Raw genomic sequence first — 26,852 nt, 5'->3', positions numbered from 1 at the left:
GTTGCTCCTCGGGGACGAACACGGGCCGGACTGATGTTGCTGACCACGCCGCGCCATCAGGCCGAAGTTCGGGTCAACGGGTGCCGACCCGCCCGGGTAGCCGGCCCCACCCGGGTCAGGCGGCGGACCATGATGCCGATCATCGCCCAGCGAACCATCGTCTCGGAGCGGGCGGGACTGGTCTCGTACTCGCGGGCCAGGCTGCGGTGGGCGGTAAGCCACGAGAAGGTACGTTCCACCGCCCACCGCTTCGACTGGACTTGGAAGCCCCCGTTGGTCGGGGTCCTTGCGAACGATCTCCAACTCGCGGCCGAGCACGGTGGTGGTCCAGTCGACCAGGCGGCCGGCGAAGCCCTGGTCCCCCCAGATCTTCTTGACAGTCGAGGCGGGTCCACAGCAGCGGTCGGCGGGTGCCGCCGCGGTCCTGGACACTGACCGCGACGACGTGCACGGCCAGCAGCAGGCCGAGGGGTGTCGGTGACGATGAACCGCTTGCGGCCCTTGACCTTCTTGCCCGCGTCGAATCCCCTGGTGGCGGCGGGAGACTCACGAGGGCACTGCCAGGGCGACCGTGCGCGTGGGTGCCGAGGTGCAGGGCATGCTCGACCAGTCCCGGGCCGACCAGGTGAGGGCGACGAACCTCAAGACCCACGAGGACTACGAGAAGGCGGCACCAAGCGGTCGGGCTGGGTCGAGTTCGGGGCCATTGCGGGGCCGCGGTGCTCATTCCGCTGGTGACCGATACCGCCAGTGGTGCCGCCGAACAACTCATCGGCCAGATGATTGGCGACGTCTCCGACAACTCGGTGGATGAGCACAAGGAGAAGATGGAGGACCGCACCGGGGAGGAGAAGACCAGGATCTACTCCGCTGGTGAGGGCATGGCCGAGGACACGTGAGGATGCGGACAGTGATCAGTCGTAGATCGGTACGCGGGGGGCTTCTCCCGGCGGCCGTGGCCGGCTCGTTGTTTCTCGGGGCCACGGGTTGTGGAGGGGGCGGAGACGTGGACGGAACTCCGAAAACTCCGAAGGACTACAGGGGCGTCGCGGGGAAACAGCTCTGCGGGGGCGATGCCATGTCCGCCGGCGCGTCCAAGGCACTGAAGGTGATCACGGGGTCGTCGCGGTTCGAGGCGTCGGCGGAGAAGTACACCGTGGCGAAGGCCGCGGCGAGCCTTGCCGGAACGTTCCCGGGCTCCACCGTGCCCAAGGACGCCTGTCGTGTCTACACGCCCATCGGTACGCCGGACTTCGAGCTCAGGATCACCTGGGATCTGGCCGACAACGCCCCGACGGGCCCTTCGGCCCCGCAGTTCACCGAGCTGAAGATGGGGGAGCGGGCCGTGGCTGCGGCGGACAAGGCGTACGTCTTCTTCGCGTGCCGGAGCGACAGGCTGTCCGGCTCGCCGGGAGTGGCCCACATCATCATCGGCGTGGAGCGCGGGGGCATGCCGAAGCCACCCGAGGGCGACGTGGAGACGTTGAAGGACGCCTACGCGACCGTGGCCCATTCCTTCTCGCTGGCCATGGCCGAGGAACTGCGCTGCGAGAAGAACGGCGGGCTTCCCGCGACGCCCGTGCTGAACCCCGCGTAGCCGCTGACGAACGCGGAAACGAGCGTGATCAGGCGGCCCTTCTCTGTCCGCAGGGGCCGTCGACCTCGCGCTCGTCCACGACTTCCCCCCGGTCCGGCTCCCCGTACCGGGCGGTGCGGAGAAGCGTTCCTCGGCGAAGACCGGGTCGGGATCTGCGTCGGTGGCGACCGGCTCGGGTCCTCCGTCCCGGAGGCCACGGGGAAGATCAGGAAGGCCGTCTTCCGCCAGGACCGGGTGCCGCTGGAGGCGCCCGGTTCCGCCTGCTGGAGAACAGGGCCTACGTGTGCCGGTTCCGAGCGCCGGCGGGAGCCGCTTCGGTCACACCGGTGTGGGGTGGGTGAGGAGCGTGCGCACCGTTCGTGCCACCGCCGGCAGCTGGGTGTCGAGGTAGAAGTGGCCGCCGTCGAAGGTGAGGAGGTCACCCGGCCGGGTGGAGTGGGCGAGCCAGCCGCGGGCGTCGTCGACCGTGACGACCGGGTCGGCGGTGCCGACCATGACGGTCAGGGGGATGTCGAGGGGCGGTCCCGGCAGCCAGCGGTAGCGTCCGAGGGCCCTGTAGTCGGCGCGGAGGGTGGGCATCACCATCTCCAGGAGTTCCGGGTCGTCCAGGACCCTGCTGCCCGTGCCGCCCAGGCGGCGGATCTCGGCGATCAGGGCCGCGTCGCCCTCCAGGCGGTCGCCGGCCCGGGGCCGCGTGCTCGGCGCGCCCCGCCCGGAGAGGATCAGACGCAGCGGGGTGGCCAGGTCGAACTCGGTGAGGGCGCGGGCCGTTTCGTAGGCGACGACCGCGCCCATGCTGTGGCCGAAGAACGCGTACGGGCGTCGCGGGGCCCGGGCCAGTTCCTCGGCGACGGCACGCGCCAGATGGGTGAGGGAGGTCAGCGCGGGCTCCAGCCGGCGGTCCTGGCGCCCCGGGTACTGGACGGCCACCACGTCGATGTCGGGGGCCAGGGCCCGGGTCAGGCCCAGGTAGGCGCTGGCCGCGCCGCCCGCGTGCGGGAAGCAGACGAGCTGCAGTTCGCTGTCCTTGGAGCTCGCGAACCGCCTGAACCAGCGGCTCTCCACTGTGGACATGTCGGTTCCAATCCAGCGGCTGCCGCGCCTCGCCGGGCGGGCGAGGCGCGGCAGCCGCTTGTCGTCGTGAACGGCTGGGAGGATGGCCAGGGTTCAGGCCGAGAGGGGCGCGTCCGCCTGGGCCGGCGGGAAGAAGCCGGCCTCCGTGAAGAAGGTGACGTACCGCCGGAACAGGTCGACCGTCATCTCCGGGCACTCGATCCCGGTGTCCTTCAGCGCCTGTTCGGCCAGGCTCGTGTCGACCGGCGGGTAGAAGGTCCCGTCGCCCTTCGCCAGCATCTCGAACGCCTCCAGCAGCGGAAGCATCACATTGTCGGAGTCCGACCTCACGAGGGCACTCCAGGAGTCCCAGTCCAGCTCCTGAAGGACGTGACCCCGGGCCCGCAGCTCGGTGACGAACTCGGCGAAGGTCATGTGGCTCTGGTTGTAGAGGTGGAAGGTGCCCGGACCGGTCCGGCCCGACAGTGACAGGGCGACCACCGCGGAGCTGACGTAGTCCACGGGCGTGAGCGGGACGGTGGCGTCCAGGCCGGCCGGGACGGCTCCGGCCTGGATCAGTCCGCGCAGGCTCAGCCAGACGAAGTCACGCGTCTGGCAGGCGCCGTGGACCGTGTCGCCCGAGACGACGTCCACGCGGTAGACGGACACCGGCAGACCCCGGTCGCGGGCGATGCCGATGACCTGCTCGGCGACCCACTTGCTGCGCAGGTAGCCGCTGGGCAGCGCCTCGGCGGGCCCGGTGGGGTCGTCCACCCCCAGCGGCCGGCCCCCCGGGCCCTCGCCCGCGAAGACCCCGATGGTGGACAGGTGGTGCACCGGTACGGTGCGGTGCCGTGCCGCCAGCCGCAGCACCTCCTGCGTACCGCCTACGTTCGCCGCCTTCAGGGTGCCGAACGGGTGCAGCCAGTGCACCTGGGCGCCGCCGTGGTAGACGACGTCGACGGTGCGGGCCAGGTCGTCGAACTCCTCCTCGCTCAGGCCGAACCTGGGCTCGGCGAGGTCACCGACGACCACCTTGATCCGGGCGGGGTCCACCTCGTCCCAGACGCGGTAGTACCGCAGGTTCTCCCGCAGCCGCCGCAGGCCGTCGGCCGCGTCGCGCGCGCGGACGAGGCAGTGCAGGGTCCCCCGGGTGGAGCGCGACAGGTCGCGCAGCAGGAACGCGCCGAGGAAGCCGGTGGCACCGGTCAGGAACACGTGCGCCGGGTCGTCCACCTGGTGGACGACCTCGGCGGCGGGCCGGATCGCCTCGTCCAGGCGGATCTCCGCCGCGTAGTCCTCCACCTGCCGGCCGGCCGCGCCCGTGCCGTCGCCCGCGCCGCCCACCAGGGCGGTCCGCAGGAAATCCGCCAGGGCGCGCGGGTTGGGGTGGTCGAAGACCAGGGTGCCGGGCAGGCGCAGGTCCAGCTCCGTGGCGAGGTGGTTGCGCAGTTCCACCGCGGTGAGCGAGTCGAACCCGAGCCCGGTGAAGGCCTGTTCCACGTCGATGGACGACGGGTCGCCGTGGCCGAGGACCGCCGCCGTGGCGGCGAGCACCACGTCCAGGACGAGGGCGAGCTGTTCGCGTTCACCGGCCGCGGCCAGGCGCCGCGCCAGGTCGCCCGCCGTGCGCTCGGAGTTGTTGGCGGCGCGCCGCACCGGCCTGCGCACCAGGGAGGCGAGCAGCGGCGGCACCTGCGCGGGGCGCTCCCGCATCGCGGCGAGGTCCAGCGGCGTGACGACAGGGGCGGACAGGGGCAGGGCGAGGGCGGCGTCCAGCAGCCGGGGGCCCTGCTCCGGCGAGATGACTCCGAACCCGGCGCGGGTGATGCGGGCGATGTCGGCCTCGTCGAGGTCGCCGGTGATGCCGGTGGCCTGGCCCCACAGCCCCCAGGCCACCGAGGTGGCGGGCAGGCCCCGGGCGGCGCGCAGGGCGGCGAGTCCGTCCAGGAAGGCGTTGGCCGCCGCGTAGTTGCCCTGGCCGGCGCCGCCGATGACCCCCGCGATGGAGGAGAACAGGACGAAGGCGGACAGGTCCAGCTCCTCGGTCAGTTCGTGCAGGTGCCAGGCCGCGTCGGCCTTCGGCGCGAACACGGTGTCGAGGCGCTCCGGGGTGAGGTCGGTGACCAGTCCGTCGTCGATGACACCGGCCAGGTGCAGGACGCCGGTCAGCGGGTGCTCGGCGGGCACGGCGTCCAGGACGGCGGCCAGCGCGGCGCGGTCGGCGATGTCCGCGGCGACGACGGTCGCCGTGGCACCCAGCGCGGCCAGTTCGGCCCGCAGTTCCTCGGCACCCGGCGCGGCAGGGCCCCGGCGACTGACCAGCAGCAGATGCCGCACCCCGTGCTCGCGCGCCAGATGGCGGGCGAACAGGGCGCCCAGGCTGCCGGTGCCACCGGTGATCAGGACCGTGCCCTCGGGGTTCCAGGGAGGGGCGCCGTCCGTTCCGGCGCGGGGGGCGCGGACCACGCTCGGCAGCAGGACGCGGCCGTCGCGGATCGCGGCCTGGGCGGCTCCGGAGGCGACCACCGCGGACAGGGGGCCCGCGAGGGCGTCGGGGTCGTCCGTGTCGGCGTCCACGAGGACGATCCGGTTCGGGGACTCCGACTGCGCCGAGCGCAGCAGACCCCAGTCGGCCGAGCCGGCCGGGCCGAGGGACGTCTCGTCGCCGGTCGCCACACCGCCTCGGGTCACCACGACCAGGGGCACGGCGCCCGGCCGGTCGTCGGCCAGCCACCGCTGGACGAGTCCGAGGGTGGCGTGGGTGTGCGCGTGCACGGCGGCCACGACGTCCGCGCCCCGCGGGTCGACGCCGGGCCGGAACACCACGACCGCGTCGGCTTGGCCGCGTTCGGCCCGCCTGATCGCCTCGTCCAGGCCGAGACGGCCGGCTCCCTCACCGGCGGGGGCGGCCGTGAGGCGGTCGAAGTCCTCGCCGACGACGGCGAGGGCGGGCGCGGTGAGCGACGCGGGCGGCGGCGTGACCCGCCAGCGCACGTGGAACAACGCGTCGGCGTCCCGGGCCACGGCTTCGCGCACCCGGCCGGCGTCCACCGTGCGGCGGGTGACGGCCTGGGCGTAGGCCACGGGCTGGCCGGAGCGGTCGGCGAGACGCACGGCGACCGTGTGCTCGCCCGTCCGGACGAGATGGGCGCGCAGGGCGGTGGCCCCGGTGGCGTACAGCTGGAAACCGCTCCACTCGACGGCGAGCGTCTCCTCGTCCCGTTCCGCGTGCGGGCCCGTGAGCCCCCCGACGTACAGGGCCGAGCGCAGCAGCGCCGGATGCAGGCCGAAGTCGGCGGCCTCGCCGTGCAGCGCCTCGTCGAGGGCGACCTCGGCGAACACCTCGTCGCCGAGCCGCCAGGCGGCGGTGACGCCGTGGGCCGTGTCCGTGTCATCGAGGGCGAGCGCGGCGGCCTCGGGTGGCGGCCAGGCGACCGGGCCGAACGGCGCCTTCGCGCTGCCGTGGCCCAGCCGCCCCCGCGCGTACACCGTCCACGGCAGGTCGCCGCCGTCGGGGCGGGCGTGCAGGGTGAAGGCCCGCGCCAGGTGCGCGTCCGCTTCCTCGACGGACAGCTGGAGCTGGAGCCGGCCGTCCTCGGGCAGCACCGGTGGCAACTCCAGGACCAGTGACTCCACGGCGCCCGTGCCGAGTTCGTCACCAGCGCGCACGAGGGCGTCCACCAGCGCCTCCGGCGGCAGCGCGGTCTTCCCGAGGAGGGTGTGGCGGGTCAGCCACGGGTGGCTGCGCACCGAGACACGGCCGGTGAACAGCGCGCCCCGGCCGTCCGCGTGTTCCACCTGTGCGCCGAGGAGCGGGTGCCCGCCCGGCCGGACACCGAGGCCGGCGGCATCCGCCGCACCGGCGACGGGCTTGATCCAGTAGCGCTCGTGCTGGAAGGCGTAGGTGGGCAGGGGCGACTCGGTGCGGCGGGCGCCGGTGCCGGCGAAGAGGGCCGCCCAGTCCACTCGGACGCCGTGGCTGTGCAGGGCTCCGACGGCCTGGACGAGGCTCCGGCTTTCGTCGTGGTCGCGGCGCAGGAGGGGGATGGCGGTGGCGTCTTCGATGGTGTCCTGGGTGAGGGCGGTGAGGACGGCGTCGGGGCCGATTTCCAGGAAGACGCCTGCTCCGGCTTCGCGCAGGGTGGTGAGTGCGTCGGTGAAGCGTACGGTGTGGCGGATCTGGTCGGCCCAGTAGTGGGGGTTGGCGAGTTCGTCGGGGGTGGTGGGGCGTCCGGTGAGGGTGGATATCAGGGGGATGCGGGGCGGGTGGTAGGTGAGGGTGGCGGCGACTTGGCGGAACTCGTCGAGGACGGTGTCCATGTGGGGGGAGTGGAAGGCGTGGGAGACGGTCAGGCGTACGGTTTTGCGGCCCTGTCGGCGCCAGTGGGTCATCTGGTGTTCGACGGCCTGGGTGTCGCCGGAGATGACGGTGGACCGTGGTGAGTTGACCGCGGCGATCGCGATCGTCCCGGGTGTGTCGGTGAGGGTGGCGGTGACTTCGTTCTCGTCGGCCTGGAGGGCGGCCATGGCGCCGCCCTCCGGGGCGGTCTGCATGAGTCGTCCTCGTGCGGCGACGAGTCGTGCGGCGTCGTCGAGTGAGAGGACGCCTGCGGCGTGGGCGGCGGCGAGTTCGCCGATGGAGTGGCCGGTGACGTAGTCGGGGGTGATGCCCCAGGTCTGGAGGAGCCGGAAGAGTGCGACTTCGACGGCGAAGAGTGCGGGCTGGGTGTATTCGGTGCGGTCGAGGTCTTTGCCGGTGGTGATGATGTCGCTGAGGGGGCGGGGCAGGTGGGGGTCGAGTGCTGCGACGACTTCGTCGAATGCGGTGGCGTATGCGGGGAAGGCCGCGTAGAGCTGTCGGCCCATGCCGAGGCGTTGCGCGCCCTGACCGGTGAACAGGAACGCTGTCCCGCTCGGGCGGGTGGCCTGGGACGGCTGGACACCGCCGCCCTCTGCCAACTGCCGTGCGCCGTCGATGAGTTCCTCGCGGTCGGCGCCGGTCACGACGGCGCGGTGCTCGAACGCCGCCCGCTCCGTCGCCAGTGAGAGAGCGACGTCCTGGGCCGCCAGCTCGGGGTGGTCTTCCAGGTGCGCCACCAGCCGCGCCGCCTGGTCGCGGACCGCCTGCACGCTCTTGCCCGACAACACCCAGGGAACCACGGGGAGGGCGGACCCGGCCGGGTCCGCGTCCGGGGCGTCCTCGGCGGGGGCCTGCTCGACGATGACGTGGGCGTTGGTGCCGCTCACGCCGAAGGCGGAGACGCCCGCGCGGCGCGGCCGGCCCTCGACCGCCGGCCACTCCCGCGCCTCGGTCAGCAGCTCCACCGCACCCGCGTCCCAGTCGACATGGCTGGACGGCTTCCGCACGTGCAGCGTTCGCGGGAGGATGCCGTGCCGCATGGCCTGGATCATCTTGATCACACCGCCCACGCCGGCGGCGGCGACCGAGTGTCCGATGTTCGACTTGAGCGAGCCGAGGTAGAGGGGGCGCCCCTCCGGCCGCTCCTGGCCGTAGGTGGCGAGCAGCGCGTGGGCCTCGATGGGGTCGCCGAGGCGGGTGCCCGTGCCGTGCGCCTCCACGGCGTCCACGTCGCTCGGGCGCAGGCCGGCGTTGGCCAGGGCCTGTCGGATGACGCGTTCCTGGGAGGGGCCGTTGGGTGCGGTCAGGCCGTTGCTGGCGCCGTCCTGGTTCACCGCCGTACCCCGGATCACCGCCAGCACCCGGTGGCCGTTCTTCCGCGCGTCGGAGAGTTTCTCGACCACGAGCATGCCGACACCCTCGGACCAGCCGGTGCCGTCGGCGTCGTCGGAGAAGGACTTGCAGCGGCCGTCGGCGGACAGGCCGCGCTGGCGGGAGAAGTCCACGAAGCCGCTCGGGGAACCGGAGACGGTGACACCGCCCGCGAGGGCGAGCGTGGACTCGCCCGAGCGCAGCGACTGCACGGCCATGTGCAGGGCCACGAGGGAGGAGGAGCACGCCGTGTCCACGGAGACGGCCGGGCCCTCCAGGCCGAAGGTGTAGGCGATCCGGCCGGAGGCCACGCTGGAGAGCTTGCTCGTCATGAGGTAGCCCTCCAGCTCCTCGGGGCCTTCGCGGTCGAGGTAGCTCTGCTCCACGAGGCCGGCGAACACGCCGGTGCGGCTGCCCCTGAGGGCGGCCGGGTCGAGGCCGGCGCTCTCCAGCGCCTCCCACGCGGTCTCCAGCAGGACGCGCTGCTGCGGGTCCATGCCCAGGGCCTCGCGCGGCGAGATGCCGAAGAAGGCCGCGTCGAACTCGGCCGCCCCGTCCAGGAAGCCGCCCTCGCGGGTGTAGGACTTGCCCGCTCTGCCGGGCTCCGGGTCGTACAGGCCCTCGATGTCCCAGCCGCGGTCGGTGGGCCAGGGCGTGATGCCGTCCACCCCGTCGGCGACGAGCCTCCACAGCTCTGCGGGCGAGGTCACCCCGCCCGGGTAACGGCACGCCATGCCGATGACGGCGACGGGCTCCTGCCGGCCGCCTTCCAGCTCAGTGATCCGCTGCTTGGCCTTGTGCAGGTCGGCGGTCACCCACTTCAGGTACTCGACCAGCTTCTCCTCGTTGGTCTGCTGGTCGGTCCGTCCCTTGGCGGCGGGGGTCTGCTGGGCCCGGTCGTTGGACTCGGTAGCCATGCTGGTTCGTTTCTCCTCGGTCCGGGCGGGAGCGCCACGGGGGCGCTCCCGCCGAGGTTCAGTTGGCGGAACGGCCGAGCTGGTTGTCGATGAAGGCGAAGAGGTCGTCCGCCGTGGCGGCCTCGATGGACCCGGTGACGTCCGACGCGTCGTCCCCGGGCGTGTCCGCCACCGTGATCCGGGCCAGCAACTCCTTCAGTCGGGCGGCGACCGCGGAGCGGGTCTCCTCGTCGTCGGGGGCGTCCGCGCCGAGCAGCGCCGCCTCCAGGCGGTCCAGCTCCGCCAGGGCGGAGGTCCCGCCCGGCGCGTCGCCCAGGTCCAGCCGGCCCAGCAGGTGGGCGGCGAGCGCCTCGGGGTTCGGGTGGTCGAAGACCAGAGTCGAGGGCAGCCGCAGCCCGGTGGCGGCCGTCAGCCGGTTGCGCAGGTCGACGGCGGTCAGCGAGTCGAAGCCGAGGTCCTGGAAGGCCCGCTCGGCGGCGACCTGGTGGGCTCCGGCGTGGCCGAGCGCCGCCGCGACCTCGCCGCGCACCAGGTCGAGCACCACGGGCCCGCGCTCCCCGGCCGGCAGGGCGGCCAGCCGTTCCCGCAGCGGCACCCGGTCGGTCGCGGTGCCCGTGGCGTCCGCGCCCTGCGCGGCGCCCCGCCGGCCCGGCACGGGAACCAGGTCGCGCAGCGCGGCCGGTACCCGGCCGTGCGCCCGCAGTGCCGCGAGGTCCAGCGGCAGGGCCACCAGCTGGGCCGCGCCGTCCGCGACCGCCGCGTCGAGCAGGCCGAGGCCCTCCTGGGCGGGGATGAGCCGGAAGCCCTCCCTGGTGTAGCGCTTGTGGCCCGCTTCGCCGAGACCGGCGTTGATGCCGCCGCCGATCTCCGCGGGGTCCCACAGGCCCCAGCCGATCGCGGTGGCCGCGAGGCCCTGCGCGGCACGCAGTCCTGCCAGTGCGTCGACGAACGCGTTGGCGGCGGCGTAGTTGGCCTGCCCCGGTCCGCCGAGGACGCCCACGCTCGACGAGAACAGGACGAAGGCGGACAGGTCCCGGTCCCGTGTCAGCTCGTGCAGGTGCCAGGCCGCGTCGGCCTTGGCCGCGAGGACCCCGGCCAGGTTCGGTCCGGTCAGGTCGGCGATCAGCCCGTTGTCGAGGACGCCCGCCGTGTGGACCACCGCGGTGAGGGGGTGCTCGGCGGGGATGCCGTCCAGGACGGCCGCGAGCGCGGCACGGTCGCCGGCGTCGCAGGCCGTGACGGTGACCGCGGCACCCGCCTCGGCCAGCTCCTTGACCAGGGTCTCGGCGCCCGGGGCGGCCGTGCCCTCGCGGCTGAGCAGGAGCAGGCGCCGTACGCCGTGCTCGGCCACCAGACGGCGGGCCACCAGAGCGCCGAGCGCCCCGGTACCGCCGGTGATCAGAACCGTCCCCTCGGGGGACCGGGCGAAGCCGGAGACGGACGACGGGTCGGTGGCGGATCGAGCGGGGACGGCCGGGTCGGCAGCGTGCCGAGCGGGGACGGACGGGTCGGCGTAGGGAGCGGGGACGGCCGGCGCGGCGGAACCGCTGCGGCGCAGGCGCGGCACGCGGATCCCGGCGTCGCGTACGGCGGCCTCCGGCTCGCCCGCGGCGACGACCGCCGACAGCAGCGCGTCGAGCTCCTCCGGCGCGCCCTCGCCACCCGCCGGCCGCTCCTGGTCGAGGAGGAAGATCCGGCCGGGCGCCTCGGCCTGCGCCGAACGCAGCAGGCCCCGGACCGCGGCACCGGCCAGGTCGGTGACCTCCTCGGCGCCGACGGCGACGGCACCGCGGGTGACCACGGCCAGCGGGACGTTCCCGAGCCGCTCGTCGGCCAGATACGCCTGCACCAAGGAGAGGGCGTCACGGGTGCGCCGGTGCAGGGCGTCGAGCACGTCGGTGCCCGACTCGCCGTGAGCCCGCACGCGCAGGCCGTCGACGAGAGCACCCGCCGCGATGGCCTCCGCCGCCTCGGAGAGGGTCGAGTAGGCGGTGCCGGTGCCCTCGCCCTCGTCCGGGCCCACGACGGCCCAGCGCAGTGGGGTCTCGGCCGCCGGCAGCTCGGCGGTGCCCCACTCCGTGCGGTACAGCGGCAGGGCCGCCCTGCCGGCGGCGGCGAACCGCTCGTACGGCACCTCCCGGAAGACCAGCCGGCCCACGGTGAGCACCGGTTCGCCGGCGGCGTCGGTCAGCCGGACGGCCACGGTGCGCTCGTCGACGGCCCGCCACTGGACACGGACGACCGTGGCACCGCTCGCGTGCAGCCGCACACCGTGCCACTCGGCGGGGACGAGCACGGAGCCCGGCCCGGCCGGGGAGACCGCGCCGGCCCGCTCCGCCGCACGAAGGGCCGCCTCCAGCAGCTCCGGGTGCAGTCCGTAGCGGACGGCGTCCGGCAGCAGCTCGTCGGCGAGCGCCACTTCCGTACCGCTGTCGTCACCGGCGGGATCCACCGGCTGGGCGGCGGCGGCCAGGGTGCCGTCCGCGTACGCGGTCCAGCGAGCGCCCTCGTCGGCCGGCCGGGCGTACAGGGTGAAGGCACGCCGGCCCGGGTCGCCGGTGCCGGCGACAGCGAGCTGGATCTCGGTCTCGGTCAACGGGGCGAGCACGAGCGGGGTGTGCACGGTGAGGGAGTCGAGCGTGCCGAGGCCCAGCTCGTCACCGCCGCGTACGACGAGGTCCACGAGCGCGGCGGCGGGCAGGACGGGGGCGTCCAGGACGGTGTGCGCCTCCAGCCACGGAAGTGTCCCGACGGAGATCCGGCCGGTGAACAACACCTCCTCACCGCCCGCCGGTTCGACCTTGGCGGCAAGCAGGGGATGACCGAGCGCATCCCGTCCGAGCCCCTCGCCGCCCGGGACGGCGTCCTTGCGCTCCAGCCAGTAGCGCTCGCGCTGGAAGGCGTAGGTGGGCAGGGGTGCCGGGGCCGTGGTCGCCGGACGCAGGTAGGCCGACCAGTCGACCGGCACGCCTGTGGCGTAGGCCTGGGCGATGCCCGAGACCAGGGTCCGGGTCTCGTCGTGGTCGCGGCGCAGCAGGGGGATGGCGGTGGCGTCTTCGACGGTGTCCCGGGCGAGGGCGGTCAGGACGGCGTCCGGGCCGATTTCCAGGAAGACGCCTACTCCGGCTTCGCGCAGGGTGGTGAGTGCGTCGGCGAACCGTACGGCGCCGCGGATCTGGTCGGCCCAGTAGTGGGGGTTGGCGAGTTCGTCGGCGGTGGTGAGGCGTCCGGTGAGCGTCGACACCAGGGGGATGCGGGGTGGGTGGTAGGTGAGGGTGGCGGCGACTTGGCGGAACTCGTCGAGGACGGTGTCCATGTGGGGGGAGTGGAAAGCGTGGGAGACGGTCAGGAGCCTGACCCTGGCGCCCTTGGCCCGCCAGTCCTCGATGACCTCGGTGACGACGTCCTCGTCACCGGAGATCACCGTGGCCCGCGGACCGTTGACGGCGGCGACGGCCACACGCTGGGCGCCGTGCGGGAGGAGGGAGGCGGTGACCTCGTCCTCGCCCGCCTGGATGGCGGCCATGGCGCCGCCCTCGGGGGCGGTCTGCATCAGCCGTCCCCGTGCGGCGACCAGTCGTGCGGCGTCGTCCAGTGAGAACACACCTGCGGCGTGGGCGGCGGCGAGTTCGCCGATGGAGTGGCCGGTGACGTAGTCGGGGGTGATGCCCCAGGTCTGGAGGAGCCGGAACAGCGCGACTTCGACGGCGAAGAGTGCGGGCTGGGTGTATTCGGTGCGGTCGAGGTCCTTGCCGGTGGTGATGACCTCGCTGAGGGGGCGGGGCAGGTGGGGGTCGAGTGCTGCGGCGACCTCGTCGAATGCGGTGGCGAACGTCGGGAAGGCCGCGTAGAGCTGTCGGCCCATGCCGAGGCGTTGCGCGCCTTGACCGGTGAAGAGGAACGCGGTCCCGCTCGGGCGGGTGGCCTGGGACGGCTGGACACCATCACCCTGTGCCAACGCGCGTACGGCTTGGACGAGTTCCTCGCGGTCGGCGCCGGTCACCACGGCCCGGTGCTCGAACGCCGCCCGCCCCGTCGCCAGCGTGAGAGCGACGTCCTGGGCCGCCAGCTCGGGGTGGTCTTCCAGGTGCGCCACCAGCCGCGCCGCCTGGTCGCGCAGCGCCCGCACGCTCTTGCCCGACAACGCCCAGGGAATGAACGGCAGTTCGGTGCGCTCGGTCGCCTCCTGCTCCTCGGTGGCCGCCGGGGGTTCCTCGATGATGACGTGGGCGTTGGTGCCGCTGATGCCGAAGGAGGAGACGCCGGCGCGGCGGGGCCGGCCGTCGGTCGTGGGCCATTGCCGTGCCTCGGTCAGCAGGTGGACGGCACCGGCGTCCCAGTCGACGTGGCTGGACGGCTTCTCCACGTGCAGTGTCCGCGGGAGCACCCTGTGGTGCATGGCCTGGATCATCTTGATGACGCCGCCGACGCCGGCGGCTGCTTGTGAGTGGCCGATGTTCGATTTGAGTGAGCCGAGGTAGAGGGGGTGTTCGGTGGTCCGGTCGCGTCCGTAGGTGGCGAGCAGTGCCTGGGCCTCGATGGGGTCGCCGAGGCGGGTGCCGGTGCCGTGTGCTTCGACGGCGTCCACGTCGCTGGGGTGCAGGCCGGCGTTGGCGAGGGCCTGTCGGATGACGCGTTCCTGGGAGGGGCCGTTGGGTGCGGTCAGGCCGTTGCTGGCGCCGTCCTGGTTGACGGCCGTACCCCGGATCACCGCCAGCACCCGGTGGCCGTTCTTGCGGGCGTCGGAGAGTCGTTCGACGAGGAGGAGGCCGACGCCTTCGGACCAGCCGGTGCCGTCGGCGTCGTCGGAGAAGGACTTGCAGCGGCCGTCGGTGGACAGGCCGCGCTGGCGGGAGAACTCCACGAAGGTGGCGGGTGTGGCCATGACCGTGGCACCGCCGGCGAGGGCCAGGTCGCACTCGCCGTTGCGCAGCGCGCTCGCGGCCATGTGCAGGGCCACCAGTGAGGACGAGCAGGCGGTGTCGACCGTGATCGCCGGACCCTCGAAACCGAAGGTGTACGACAGCCGGCCGGAGGCGACGCTGCCCGCGCTGCCCGCGGCGAGATAGCCCTCCAGTTCCGCCGGGACGGACCCGGTGGCGGTGGCGTAGTCGTGGTACATCACACCGGTGAAGACACCGGTGCGGCTGCCGCGCAGCTCGGCCGGGACGATGCCCGCGTTCTCCAGCGTCTCCCAGGCGGTCTCCAGCAGGAGGCGCTGCTGGGGGTCGGTGGCGGTCGCCTCCCGGGGCGACATGCCGAAGAACTCCCGGTCGAAGAGGTCCGCGTCGTGCAGGAAGCCGCCCTGGCGGACGTACGACGTGCCCACCCGGTCGGGGTCCGGGTCGTACAGCTTGTCGATGTCCCAGCCCCGGTTGGACGGGAACTCGCTGATGGCGTCGACCCCGTTGGCGACCAGCTCCCACAGGTCCTCGGGAGAGGACACACCGCCCGGGTACCGGCACGCCATACCGACGATCGCGATCGGCTCCATGGAGGCGGAGTCGGCGGTGACCGCGACCGCCCCGGAGACCTCCTCGCCGAACAGCTCGGAGGCCAGGTGTGCGGCGAGGGCGGCGGGGTTGGGGTGGTCGAAGACCAGGGTGGTGGGCAGCCGGAGTCCGGTGGCGTGGTTGAGCTGGTTGCGCAGTTCGACCGCGGTCAGTGAGTCGAAGCCCAGGTCCTGGAAGGCGCGTTGGGCGTCGACGGCTGCGGCGTCGGCGTGTCCGAGGACCGCGGCGACCTGGGTGCGCACGAGGTCGAGCAGGGCCTGTGCGCGCTCCTCCGGGGACAGAGCGCCCAAGCGCTCGGCCGGCGAGGAGGCGACTGCGTCGCGCGCGTCGTTCGCGCGCCGCGGACCGACCGGGACCAGGGCGCGCAGGAGCGGACTCGGTGCCTCGTGCCGTGCGCGCAGCGCCGCCGCGTCGATACGGCTCACCGCGAGGACCGGCTCGGTCCCCGCCAGGGCGGCGTCGAACAGCTCCATCGCCTCGTCCGCGCCGAGCGGCAGCAGCCCCAGGCGCTTGATGCGCTGGAGGTCCGTCTCGTTCAGGTCGCCGCTGATGGTGCTGGTCTGGTTCCACAGGCCCCAGGCGAGGGACACGCCGGGCAGTCCGAGGGCCGCGCGGTGCTGGGCGAGGGCGTCCAGGTAGGTGTTGGCCGCCGCGTAGTTGGCCTGGCCGGCGTTGCCGATCAGGCCCGCGATCGAGGAGTAGAGGACGAACGCGTCGAGTTCCAGGTTCCGCGTCAGCTCGTGCAGATGCAGGGCCGCCTCCGCCTTCGCCGCCAGGACGGTGTCCAGGCGTTCGGGGGTGAGGGCGGTGACGACGGTGTCGTCCAGTACGCCCGCGGTGTGGACGACGGCTTTCAGGGGTCGGTCGGTGGGGATGGTGGCCAGCAGGGCGGCGACCGCTTCCCTGTCGGAGACGTCGCAGGCGGCGAGGGTGACGTCGGCTCCGAGTGCGTGGAGTTCGTCGCGGAGTTCGGTGGCGCCTGGTGCGTGGGGGCCGCGTCGTGAGACGAGCAGCAGGTTGCGTGCCCCGTGTGTGGTCACGAGGTGCCGGGCCAGTACGGTGCCGAGTGTTCCGGTGGCTCCGGTGATCAGGACGGTGCCCTGGTCCCAGCGGGGGGTGGGGGTGGTGTCGGGTTCGTGGGTGGTGCGGCTGAGGCGGGGGACGTGGATGGTGCCGGCGCGTTGGGCGAGTTGGGGTTCGCCGGTGGCGAGGATCTTGTGGGTGTCGGGTTCGGTTCCTGGTTCCAGGTCTGCCAGGACGATCCGGCCGGGGTGTTCGGTTTGTGCTACTCGGATCAGGCCGGTCACGCCGGCGGCGGCAAGGTCGGCGATGTCCTCTCCGGCTACCGCGACGGCGCCTCGGGTGATCACGAGGAGGGTGCGGTCCGTGTTGGTCTCGTCGGTCAGGAAGTGCTGTATCTGATGCAGGGTCTCGTGCAGGACCTGGGGTGCGGACCGTCCGGCGGAGACGACTTCCAGCACCTCGACCCTGTCCGACACCGAGACGGAGTCAGTGTCCGGTGCCGAGACCGAGGCCGTGCCATTGTCCGCCACGGTCTTCCACCGCACCGCGAACAACCCGTCCCGGCCGCTCCGGGCCGCCGCCCCCCGCAGCGCCTCCTGCGACAACGGACGCAGCACCAGCGAAGCGACGGACGCCACCGGAGCACCCGTGCCGTCCGCCACCGCCAGTCCGACCGAGCCGGAGGCGTCGAGGGAGAAGCGGACCCGGACCGTTGCGGAGCCCACCGCGTGGATCGTGACGCCCTCCCAGCCGAAGGGCACGAGGGCCTCCCGGTCCGGGTCCACCACGCCGGGCAGCAGTGTGTGGAGGGCGGCGTCCAGCAGTGCGGGGTGCAGCAGGTAGCGCCCTGCCTCGGCGCGCAGTGCCTCGGGCAGGACGACCTCGGCGAAGATCTCGCCCTCGCCCCGCCAGGCCCGCTTCAGCCCGCGGAACGCCGGACCGTAGGCGTAGCCCAGCTCCTCCAAGCGCTCGTACACGCCCTCCAGCGGCACCTCCCGCGCGCCGGCCGGAGGCCACACCGTCAGCGACTCGCCCCCGGACGCGTCCGAGGGGGCCAGGCGTCCCCGGGCGTGCAGCGTCCACGCGTCCTCGCCCGGCGTACCGGCCTCACCGTCCGGGTCCTCCGGCTCGGGCCGCCCGTACACCTCCACCCCGCGGCGCCCGGCACCGTCGGCCTCGCCGACGACCACCTGGACCTGCACCCCACCCCGCGCAGGCAGCACCAACGGCACCGACAGGGTCAGGTCCTCCACACGGGGGGCGCCGGTCTGCTCGCCCGCGCGCGCACAGAGTTCGACGAACGCGGTGCCGGGCAGCAACGTGGTGCCGAGGACCGCGTGGTCGGCCAGCCAGGGATGGGTGCGCAGCGAGATACGGCTGGTCAGCACGTACTCGTCCCGGGTGGCCAGTCCCAGCGAGGCGCCCAGGATGGGGTGTCCGACGGCCTTCAGGCCCAGTCCTTCGGCGTCGGCGGGGGCGTCGACGGGGTCGAGCCAGTAGCGCTCGCGCTGGAAGGCGTAGGTGGGCAGGGGTGCCGGGGCCGTGGTCGCGGGACGCAGGTAGGCCGACCAGTCGACCGGCACGCCTGTGGCGTAGGCCTGGGCGATGCCGGAGACCAGGGTCCGGGTCTCGTCGTGGTCGCGGCGCAGGAGGGGGATGGCGGTGGCGTCTTCGATGGTGTCCTGGGTGAGGGCGGTGAGGACGGCGTCGGGGCCGATTTCCAGGAAGACGCCTACTCCGGCTTCGCGCAGGGTGGTGAGTGCGTCGGTGAAGCGTACGGTGTGGCGGATCTGGTCGGCCCAGTAGTGGGGGTTGGCGAGTTCGTCGGGGGTGGTGGGGCGTCCGGTGAGGGTGGATATCAGGGGGATGCGGGGTGGGTGGTAGGTGAGGGTGGCGGCGATCTGGCGGAACTCGTCGAGGACGGTGTCCATGTGGGGGGAGTGGAAGGCGTGGGAGACGGTCAGGCGTACGGTTTTGCGGCCCTGTCGGCGCCAGTGGGTCATCTGGTGTTCGACGGCCTGGGTGTCGCCGGAGATGACGGTGGACCGTGGTGAGTTCACTGCCGCGATCGCGATCGTCCCGGGTGTGTCGGTGAGGGTGGCGGTGACTTCGTCCTCGTCGGCCTGGAGGGCGGCCATGGTGCCGCCCTCGGGGGCGGTCTGCATGAGTCGTCCTCGTGCGGCGACGAGTCGTGCGGCGTCGTCGAGTGAGAGGACGCCTGCGGCGTGGGCGGCGGCGAGTTCCCCGATGGAGTGGCCGGCGACGTGGTCGGGGGTGATGCCCCAGGACTGGAGAAGCCGGAACAGCGCGACTTCGACGGCGAAGAGTGCGGGCTGGGTGTATTCGGTGCGGTCGAGGTCCTCGCCGGTGGCGATGACGTCGCTGAGCGGGCGGGGCAGGTGGGGGTCGAGCGCGGCGACGACCTCGTCGAACGCGGTGGCGTATGCGGGGAAGGCCGCGTAGAGCTGTCGGCCCATGCCGAGGCGTTGCGCGCCTTGACCGGTGAAGAGGAACGCTGTCCCGCTCGGGCGGGTGACCTGGGACGGCTGCACACCATCGCCCTGTGCCAACTGCCGCACGCCGTCGAGGAGTTCGTCGCGGTCGGCGCCGGTCACGACGGCGCGGTGCTCGAACGCCGCCCGCTCCGTCGCCAGCGACCTGGCGACGTCCTGCGGGGACAGGCCCAGGTGGGCCTCCAGATGCGACACCAGCCGCGCCGCCTGGTCGCGCAGCGCCTGCACGCTCCTGCCCGACAACACCCAGGGGATCACCGGCAGCGCGGCATGCTCGGTGGCGTCCCGCTCCTCGGTGGTGGCCGGCGGTTCCTCGATGATGACGTGGGCGTTCGTCCCACCGAAACCGAAGGACGAGACGCCCGCGCGGCGCGGCCGGTCCTCGACCGCCGGCCACTCCCGCGCCTCCGTCAGCAGCTCCACCGCACCCGCGTCCCAGTCGACATGGCTGGACGGCTTCTCCACGTGCAGCGTCCGCGGCAGCATCCCGTGGTGCATGGCCTGGATCATCTTGATGACGCCGCCGACGCCGGCGGCTGCCTGTGAGTGGCCGATGTTCGACTTGAGCGAGCCCAGATACAGCGGGCGCCCGTCCGGCCGCTCTTGGCCGTAGGTGGCGAGCAGTGCCTGGGCCTCGATGGGGTCGCCGAGGCGGGTGCCCGTGCCGTGCGCCTCCACGGCGTCCACGTCGCTCGGGCGCAGTCCGGCGTTCGCCAGCGCGGCAAGGATGACGCGTTCCTGGGAGGGGCCGTTGGGTGCGGTCAAACCGTTGCTGGCGCCGTCCTGGTTGACGGCCGTACCCCGGATGACGGCCAGGACGCGGTGGCCGTTCTTCCGCGCGTCGGAGAGTCGTTCGACGAGGAGGAGGCCGACGCCTTCGGACCAGCCGGTGCCGTCGGCGTCGTCGGAGAAGGACTTGCAGCGGCCGTCGGTGGACAGGCCGCGCAGCCGGGAGAACTCCACGAACGCCGTCGGGGTCGACATGACGGCCACGCCGCCCGCGAGCGCGAGGTCGCACTCGCCGTTGCGCAGGGCGTTGACGGCCATGTGCAGGGCGACGAGCGAGGAGGAGCAGGCGGTGTCGACCGTGACGGCCGGGCCCTCCAGACCGAAGGTGTACGCCATGCGGCCCGAGGCGATGGAGCCGGCGCTGCCGCTGAAGAGGTAGCCCTCGTTGCCCTCGGCGGGCAGGTGGGGCCGGGAGCCGTAGTCGTTGTACATCGCACCGGTGAAGACGCCGGTGCGGCTGCCGCGCAGCCCGGCCGGCAGGATCCCCGCGCTCTCGAAGGTCTCCCAGGCGGTCTCCAGCAGCAGCCGCTGCTGCGGGTCGATGGCGGTCGCCTCCCGGGGCGACATGCCGAAGAACTCCCGGTCGAAGAGGTCCGCGTCGTGCAGGAAGCCGCCCTCGCGGACGTACGACGTCCCCGGCCGCTCGGGGTCCGGGTCGTACAGCTTCTCGATGTCCCAGCCCCGGTTGGACGGGAACTCGCTGATGGCGTCGACCCCGTTGGCGACCAGCTCCCACAGGTCCTCGGGAGAGGACACACCCCCCGGGTACCGGCACGCCATGCCGACGATCGCGATCGGCTCCCGTGCCCTGTCCTCGGTCTCGCGCAGCTGCCTGCGCGCGTCGCGCGCGTCGGCGATGGCCTTCTTGAGGTATTCGCGGAGTTCCTGCTCGTTCGCCACTGATCTCAGCTCCCCGTCGTCAGGTGGCTCGTGCTTGGTCTGGTGGATCGTGCGGTGGTGTGCCGCGGCGGTGGCACGCCGGGCGCGCGAAACCGCCCCGGAGCCGACCCCCTCGTCGGCTCCGTGAGCGGTCGCCCGGTCAGTTCAGGTCGTCGAGGAGCGCGAACAGCTCCTCGTCGCTCGCGTTGTCCAGGTCGTCGGCCGCCGGTACCTCGTCGGCGGGCACGCGGCCGCTCGCGCGCTCGGCGACGTCCAGCAGCTCGCGCAGCTGCCCGGCGACGCTTTCGTAGGCCTCGGGATCGGCGGCGGCCGACTGGACGGCGGCCCTGAGCCGGCCGAGCTCCACGACCACCGAGTCGGCGGGCGACGCCGTCTCCACCCTGAGCTGCCCGTGCAGGTGTGCGGCGAGGGCGGCGGGGTTGGGGTGGTCGAAGACCAGGGTGGTGGGCAGCCGGAGTCCGGTGGCGTGGTTGAGCTGGTTGCGCAGTTCGACCGCGGTCAGTGAGTCGAAGCCCAGGTCCTGGAAGGCCCGTTGGGCGTCGACGGCTGCGGCGTCGGCGTGTCCGAGGACCGCGGCGACCTGGGTGCGCACGAGGTCGGTCAGGGCCTGTTCGCGTTCCTCGGGGGACAGGGCGCCCAGGCGCTCGGCCAGCGAGGGGCCCGCGTCCTGGCCACCGGACCGACCGGCCGAGGCGGCCGTGCGGCGGCGGCCCACCGGGGCCAGATCGCGCAGCAGCGGAGGCAGGGCGTCACCCGCCCTGCGCAGCGCGGCCAGGTCGAGTCCGCTGACGGCGAGGAGCGGTTCGGTTTCCGCGAGGGCGGCGTCGAACAGCTCCATCGCCTTGTCCGTGGCCAGCGGTTCGAGGCCGATGCGGGCCAGGCGGCGCAGGTCCGTCTCGTTCAGGTCGCCGCTGATGGTGCTGGTCTGGTTCCACAGGCCCCAGGCGAGGGACACGCCGGGCAGTCCGAGGGCCGCGCGGTGCTGGGCGAGGGCGTCCAGGTAGGTGTTGGCCGCCGCGTAGTTGGCCTGGCCGGCGTTGCCGATCAGGCCCGCGATCGAGGAGTAGAGGACGAACGCGTCGAGCTGCTCGCCGAGGGTGGCTTCGTGCAGGTTCCACGCGGCGTCGGTCTTGGGCCTCAGGACTGTGTCCAGGCGTTCGGGGGTGAGGGCGGTGACGACGGTGTCGTCCAGGACGCCCGCGGTGTGGACGACGGCTTTCAGGGGCCGGTCGGTGGGGATGGTGGCCAGCAGGGCGGCGACGGCTTCCCTGTCGGTGACGTCGCAGGCGGCGAGGGTGACGTCGGCGCCCAGTGCGTGGAGTTCGTCGCGGAGTTCGGTGGCGCCCGGTGCGTGGGGGCCGCGTCGTGAGACGAGCAGCAGGTTGCGTGCGCCGTGGGTGGTCACGAGGTGCCGGGCCAGTACGGTGCCCAGTGTTCCGGTGGCTCCGGTGATCAGGACGGTGCCCTGGTCCCAGCGGGGGGTGGGGGTGGTGTCGGGTTCGTGGGTGGTGCGGCTGAGGCGGGGGACGTGGGTGACGCCGGCGCGCAGGGCCAATTGTGGTTCGCCGGTGGCGAGGATCTTCTGGGGGTCGGGTTCGGTTCCTGGTTCCAGGTCTGCCAGGACGATCCGGCCGGGGTGTTCGGTCTGTGCTACTCGGATCAGGCCGGTCACGCCGGCGGCGGGAAGGTCGGTGATGTCCTCCCCGGTTACCGCGACGGCGCCTCGGGTGATCACGAGGAGGGTGCGGTCCGTGTTGGTCTCGTCGGTCAGGAAGTGCTGTAGCTGGTGCAGGGTCTCGTGCAGGACCTGGGGTGCGGACCGTCCGGCGGAGACGACTTCCAGCACCTCGACCCTGTCCGACACCGAGACGGAGTCAGTGTCCGGTGCCGAGACCGAGGCCGTGCCATTGTCCGCCACGGTCTTCCACCGAACCGCGAACAACCCGTCCCGGCCGCCCCGGGCCGCCGCTCCCCGCAGCGCCTCCTGCGACAACGGACGCAACGTCAGGCCGTCCACGGACGCCACCGAGGCGCCCGTACCGTCGGCCACCGTCAGCGACGCCTCCAGGGTCTCGGACTCCTGGTCGGACACGGTCAGGCGGACGCGCAGCGCGGTGGCGCCCACCGCGTGGAGGGTGACACCCGACCAGGCGAAGGGGAGCCGGGCCCGGCCGGCCTCGTCGACGACGCCGGGCAGCAGTGTGTGGAGGGCGGCGTCCAGCAGTGCGGGGTGCAGCAGGTAGCGCCCCGCCTCGGCGCGCAGTGCCTCGGGCAGGACGACCTCGGCGAAGATCTCGCCCTCACCCCGCCAGGCCCGCTTCAGCCCGCGGAACGCCGGACCGTAGGCGTAGCCCAGTTCCTCCAACCGCTCGTACACGCCCTCCAGCGGCACCTCCCGCGCGCCGGCCGGAGGCCACACCGTCAGCGACTCGCCCCCGGACGCGTCCGAGGGGGCCAGGCGTCCCCGCGCGTGCAGCGTCCACGCGCCCTCGCCCGGCGTACCGGCCTCACCGTCCGGGTCCTCCGGCTCAGGCCGCCCGTACACCTCCACCCCACGGCGCCCGGCACCATCGGCCTCACCGACGACCACCTGGACCTGCACCCCACCCCGCGCAGGCAGCACCAACGGCACCGACAGCAGCAGTTCGTCCAGTGTCCCGGTGCCGGTCTGCTCGCCGGCCCGCGTCGCCAGCTCCACCAGAGCGGTGCCCGGCACCAGGACGTTGCCGTCGACGGCGTGCTCGGCCAGCCAGCCGTGGGTGTGCGGAGACAGCCGCCCGGTGAAGACGTGGGTGTCCCGGTCGGCCAGGCTCACGGCCGCGCCGAGCAGCGGGTGCCGGGCGGGGGTCAGGCCGAGGCCGACGGCGTCCAGCGGGGCGCCCGGGCCGTCCAGCCAGTACCGCTGGCGCTGGAAGGCGTACGTGGGGAGGTCGACCCTCCGCGCGCCGGGCAGGACCTTGGCCCAGTCGGGTCCGGATCCGCGCAGCCGCAGCAGGGCCAGCGCCGCGGCCACGGACTCCGCCTCGGGCCGGTCGCGCCGCAGCGCCGGGGTGAGCACGCCGGCCCCCCCGGCCAGGCTTGCCTCGGCGAGCGCGGTGAGGACGCCGTCCGGGCCCAGCTCCAGGTAGTCGGTGACGCCCTCGGAGCGCAGGAACCTCACGCCGTCGTGGAACCGGACGGTGCCGCGGATGTGGCGGACCCAGTAGTCGGGTGACGTCAGTTCCTCGTCGGTGGCGAGGACGCCCGTCACATTGGAGACGACGGGGATCTCGGGGGCCCTGAAGGTCAGGTCCGCGATGGTGTCGCGGAATTCGTCGAGGACCTCGTCCATGTGCGCGGAGTGGAAGGCGTGCGAGACGGCCAGCAGCCTGACCCTGGCGTCCTTGGCCCGCCAGTCCTCCATGACCTCGGTGACGACGTCCTCGTCACCGGAGATCACCGTGGCGCGCGGGCCGTTGGCCGCGGCGACGGAGACGCGCTCCTCGCCGTGGGGGAGCAGGGAGGCACGGACCTCGTCCTCCGCGGCCTGGATCGAGGCCATCGCACCGCCCTCGCGGGCGGCCTGCATCAGGCGCCCGCGCTCCGCGACCAGGACACAGGCGTCGTCGAGGTCGAGCACGCCGGCCAGATGGGCGGCGGTGACCTCGCCGAGGGAGTGGCCGAGCAGGTAGTCCGGCCGCACACCGTAGTGCTCGAACAGGCGGTACAGGGCGACTTCGACCGCGAAGAGCGCGGCCTGGGTGAAGGCCGTCTGGTCGATCAGCGCGGCGTCGGCGGACGTCTCCGGGGCGAACAGCACCCCTTTCACCGGACGGGCCAGCTCCCGGTCCAGGCGGGCGCACACCTGGTCCAGCGCCTCGGCGAACACCGCGTTGGTCTCGTACAGCTCGCGGCCCATGCCGAGCCGTTGGGCGCCCTGTCCGGTGAACAGGAAGGCGGTCTTGCCGGGGTGGGCGGTACGGGTGCGCACCACGCCGGGGACCTGCCGGCCGTCGGCCGAACCGGCGAACGCGGCCAGCCTTTCCAGGAGCGTCTCGCGGCTGTCGCCCAGGACGGCGACGCCCTCGTCGAGCAGGGCGCGCCCGGTGGCCAGCGAGTAGGCGACGTCGGCCGCCTCCAGCCCGGGCTTCGCCTCGACGAACCGGCGCAGGCGCTCGGCCTGGTCGCGCAGTGACTTCTCGGTCTTGCCGGTGAGGATCCACGGCAGGACGCGGGCGGGCGCACCGGACGTCCCGGCCGGGCGCGGCTCGGCCGGGGGTTCCTCGATGATGACGTGGGCGTTGGTGCCGCTGATGCCGAAGGAGGAGACGCCGGCGCGGCGGGGCCGGCCGTCGGTCGTGGGCCATTGCCGTGCCTCGGTCAGCAGGTGGACGGCACCGGCGTCCCAGTCGACGTGGCTGGAGGGTTTCTCGGCGTGCAGTGTTCGCGGGAGTGTCCCGTGGTGCATGGCCTGGATCATTTTGATGACGCCGCCGACGCCGGCGGCTGCCTGTGAGTGGCCGATGTTCGACTTGAGCGAGCCCAGATACAGCGGGCGCCCGTCCGGCCGCTCCTGGCCGTAGGTGGCGAGCAGTGCCTGCGCCTCGATGGGGTCGCCGAGGCGGGTGCCGGTGCCGTGCGCCTCCACGGCGTCCACGTCGCTCGGGCGCAGGCCGGCGTTCGCCAGCGCGGCAAGGATGACGCGTTCCTGGGAGGGGCCGTTGGGTGCGGTCAGGCCGTTGCTGGCGCCGTCCTGGTTCACCGCCGTACCCCGGATCACCGCCAGGACGCGGTGGCCGTTCTTCCGCGCGTCGGAGAGCCGCTCGACGAGGAGGAGGCCGACGCCCTCGGACCAGCCGGTGCCGTCGGCGTCGTCGGAGAAGGACTTGCAGCGGCCGTCGGCGGACAGGCCGCGCTGGCGGGAGAACTCCACGAAGGTGGTGGGGCTGTTCATGACCGTGACACCGCCCGCCAGCGCGAGGTCGCACTCGCCGTTGCGCAGGGCGTTGACGGCCATGTGCATGGCGACGAGGGAGGAGGAGCACGCCGTGTCGACCGTGACGGCCGGGCCCTCCAGACCGTACGTGTACGACAGGCGGCCGGACAGGACGCTGGAGAGGTTGCCCGCGAGCAGGAAGCCCTCGAACTCTTCGGGGGTGCCCTCCAGGCGCGAGGCGTAGTCGTCGTACATGGCGCCGGTGAACACACCGGTCTCGCTGCCGCGCAGTGCGGCCGGGTCGATGCCCGCGCTCTCGAAGGTCTCCCAGGCGGTCTCCAGCAGGAGGCGCTGCTGGGGGTCGGTGGCGGTCGCCTCGCGCGGCGACATGCCGAAGAACTCCCGGTCGAAGAGGTCCGCGTCGTGCAGGAAGCCGCCCTCGCGGACGTACGACGTGCCCACCCGGTTGGGGTCCGGGTCGTACAGCTTCTCGATGTCCCAGCCCCGGTTGGACGGGAACTCGCTGATGGCGTCGACCCCGTTGGCGACCAGCTCCCACAGGTCCTCGGGCGAGGACACACCGCCCGGGTACCGGCACGCCATGCCGACGATCGCGATCGGCTCGTCGGTGAGGGTCCCGGCGCGCTCGCGCCGGTCCCGGTCCGCGGGGGCCTGGGTGGACACCGCCTCGGTCAGCAGGTACGCGGCGAGCGCGTTCGGTGTCGGGTGGTCGAAGACCGCCGTGGTGGGCAGCCGCAGACCGGTGGCGGCGGTGAGCCGGTTGCGCAGGTCGACACCGGCCATCGAGTCGAAGCCGAGGTCGTTGAAGGCACGCGCCGGGTCCACGGCCGCGGCGTCCGGGTGGCCGAGCACCGAGGCCACGGTGGCCCGCACCAGGGTCAGCACCGCGTCGCCCCGCTTGTCCTCCGGCAGCCTGGCGATCTGCCGTGCCCAGTCGGAGCCGGCGCCGCCGGACGGACCGGCCTGCGCGGCGCGGCGCGGACGCGGGCGCACCAGGCCGCGGTACAGCGCCGGGACCGGTGCCGCCCCGTCGACCGCGAGCCTGCTCGGGTCCAGGGCCACGGGTGCCAGCAGCGGCTCGTCGCCGGCCAGCGCCAGGTCGAACAGCGCGCGGCCCTCCTCCGGGGTGAGCGGGGTCATGCCGGCGCGCGCCCAGCGGGCGAGGTCGGCGTCGGTGAGGGACGCTCCCATGCCGTGCGTGGCGTCCCACAGGCCCCAGGCCAGCGAAGTGGCGGGAAGGCCCTGTGCCGCGCGGTGCTGGGCGAGCGCGTCCAGGTAGGTGTTCGCCGCCGCGTAGTTGGCCTGGCCCGCGGTGCCGGTGAGACCGGACACGGACGAGAACAGCACGAAGGCCGTCAGGTCCAGGTCGCGGGTCAGTTCGTGGAGGTGCCGGGCGGCGTCCGCCTTGGGCCGCAGCACGGCGTCCAGCTGTGCCTCGGTCAGCGACTCCACGGTCGCGTCGTCCAGGACGCCGGCCGCGTGCACGACGGCGGTCAGCGGGTGCTCGGCCGGGACGGAGGAGACCAGGGCCGCGACGGCGTCCCGGTCGCCGACGTCGGCCGCGGTGACGGTCACCTCGGCGCCGAGCGCGGTCAGTTCCGCGGCCAGTTCGGTCGCTCCGGGCGCGGCGGGGCCCCGGCGGCTGCTCAGCAGCAGGTGCCGTACGCCGTGCCCGGTCACCAGGTGGCGGGCGAACAGGGCGCCGAGCCCGCCGGTGCCGCCGGTGACGAGGACCGTGCCGTCCGGGTCGAAGCGGGGGGTGGGGCGCGCCGCCCCCCCCCAGGGGCGGCCGCGCGCGCGCGCCGGGCCCCGGCCCCCCCCCCCCCGCCCGGGACCGCGCCCCCCCCCCCCCCCCGGCCGCCCCCAGCGCAACCCCC

At 73.5% G+C, this 26,852-nt stretch carries 5 protein-coding genes and 2 pseudogenes; 2 read left to right on the top strand and 5 right to left on the bottom strand.

Annotated features, from left to right (window positions below):
* Window positions 1-56: 56 nt before the first annotated feature.
* Window positions 57-539 (bottom strand): annotated as a pseudogene (locus ABZV94_RS03085) (transposase); the annotation flags it as partial.
* A gap of 11 nt (window positions 540-550) precedes the next feature.
* On the opposite strand from ABZV94_RS03085, the pseudogene ABZV94_RS03080 reads away from it, so the two are divergent.
* Window positions 551-890, top strand: a pseudogene (locus tag ABZV94_RS03080) (hypothetical protein); the annotation flags it as partial.
* Between the two features lie 188 nt (window positions 891-1,078).
* Window positions 1,079-1,597 (top strand): hypothetical protein, encoded by a 519-nt coding sequence (locus ABZV94_RS03075; protein ID WP_356336572.1) that lies wholly within the window; start codon window positions 1,079-1,081, stop codon window positions 1,595-1,597.
* A 318-nt stretch (window positions 1,598-1,915) separates the two neighbouring features.
* Here the strand turns inward: ABZV94_RS03075 and ABZV94_RS03070 are convergent, their stop codons facing one another.
* The 4 genes from ABZV94_RS03070 to ABZV94_RS03055 form a co-directional block, all read right to left on the bottom strand.
* Window positions 1,916-2,671, bottom strand: coding sequence for an alpha/beta fold hydrolase (locus tag ABZV94_RS03070; RefSeq protein WP_356336569.1), 756 nt, complete (start codon window positions 2,669-2,671; stop codon window positions 1,916-1,918).
* A gap of 93 nt (window positions 2,672-2,764) precedes the next feature.
* The gene (locus tag ABZV94_RS03065) at window positions 2,765-9,301 is read right to left on the bottom strand and encodes a thioester reductase domain-containing protein (protein ID WP_356336568.1); all 6,537 of its coding nucleotides are present in this window, start codon (window positions 9,299-9,301) and stop codon (window positions 2,765-2,767) included.
* A 58-nt stretch (window positions 9,302-9,359) separates the two neighbouring features.
* Window positions 9,360-20,039, bottom strand: a complete 10,680-nt coding sequence (locus tag ABZV94_RS03060) for a type I polyketide synthase (protein ID WP_356336566.1) — start codon at window positions 20,037-20,039, stop codon at window positions 9,360-9,362.
* 139 nt (window positions 20,040-20,178) lie between these two features.
* Window positions 20,179-26,655: an SDR family NAD(P)-dependent oxidoreductase gene (locus tag ABZV94_RS03055; RefSeq protein WP_356336564.1), complete on the bottom strand. Its 6,477-nt coding sequence runs from the start codon at window positions 26,653-26,655 to the stop codon at window positions 20,179-20,181.
* Between the last annotated feature and the right edge of the window lie 197 nt (window positions 26,656-26,852).

Origin of the sequence: Streptomyces sp. NPDC004658, from assembly GCF_040609555.1 — a bacterium.
Lineage (GTDB): Bacteria > Actinomycetota > Actinomycetes > Streptomycetales > Streptomycetaceae > Streptomyces.
Note: the sequence above shows the minus strand (reverse complement) of the source record. Positions and strands in the feature narration are given on the sequence as shown.

Bases quoted from the DNA above. Each gene is read 5' to 3' on its own strand.
- ABZV94_RS03070 (WP_356336569.1), bottom strand. From the start codon at position 2,671: ATGTCCACAGTGGAGAGCCGCTGGTTCAGGCGGTTCGCGAGCTCCAAG.
- ABZV94_RS03075 (WP_356336572.1), top strand. From the start codon at position 1,079: ATGTCCGCCGGCGCGTCCAAGGCACTGAAGGTGATCACGGGGTCGTCG.
- ABZV94_RS03065 (WP_356336568.1), bottom strand. From the start codon at position 9,301: ATGGCTACCGAGTCCAACGACCGGGCCCAGCAGACCCCCGCCGCCAAG.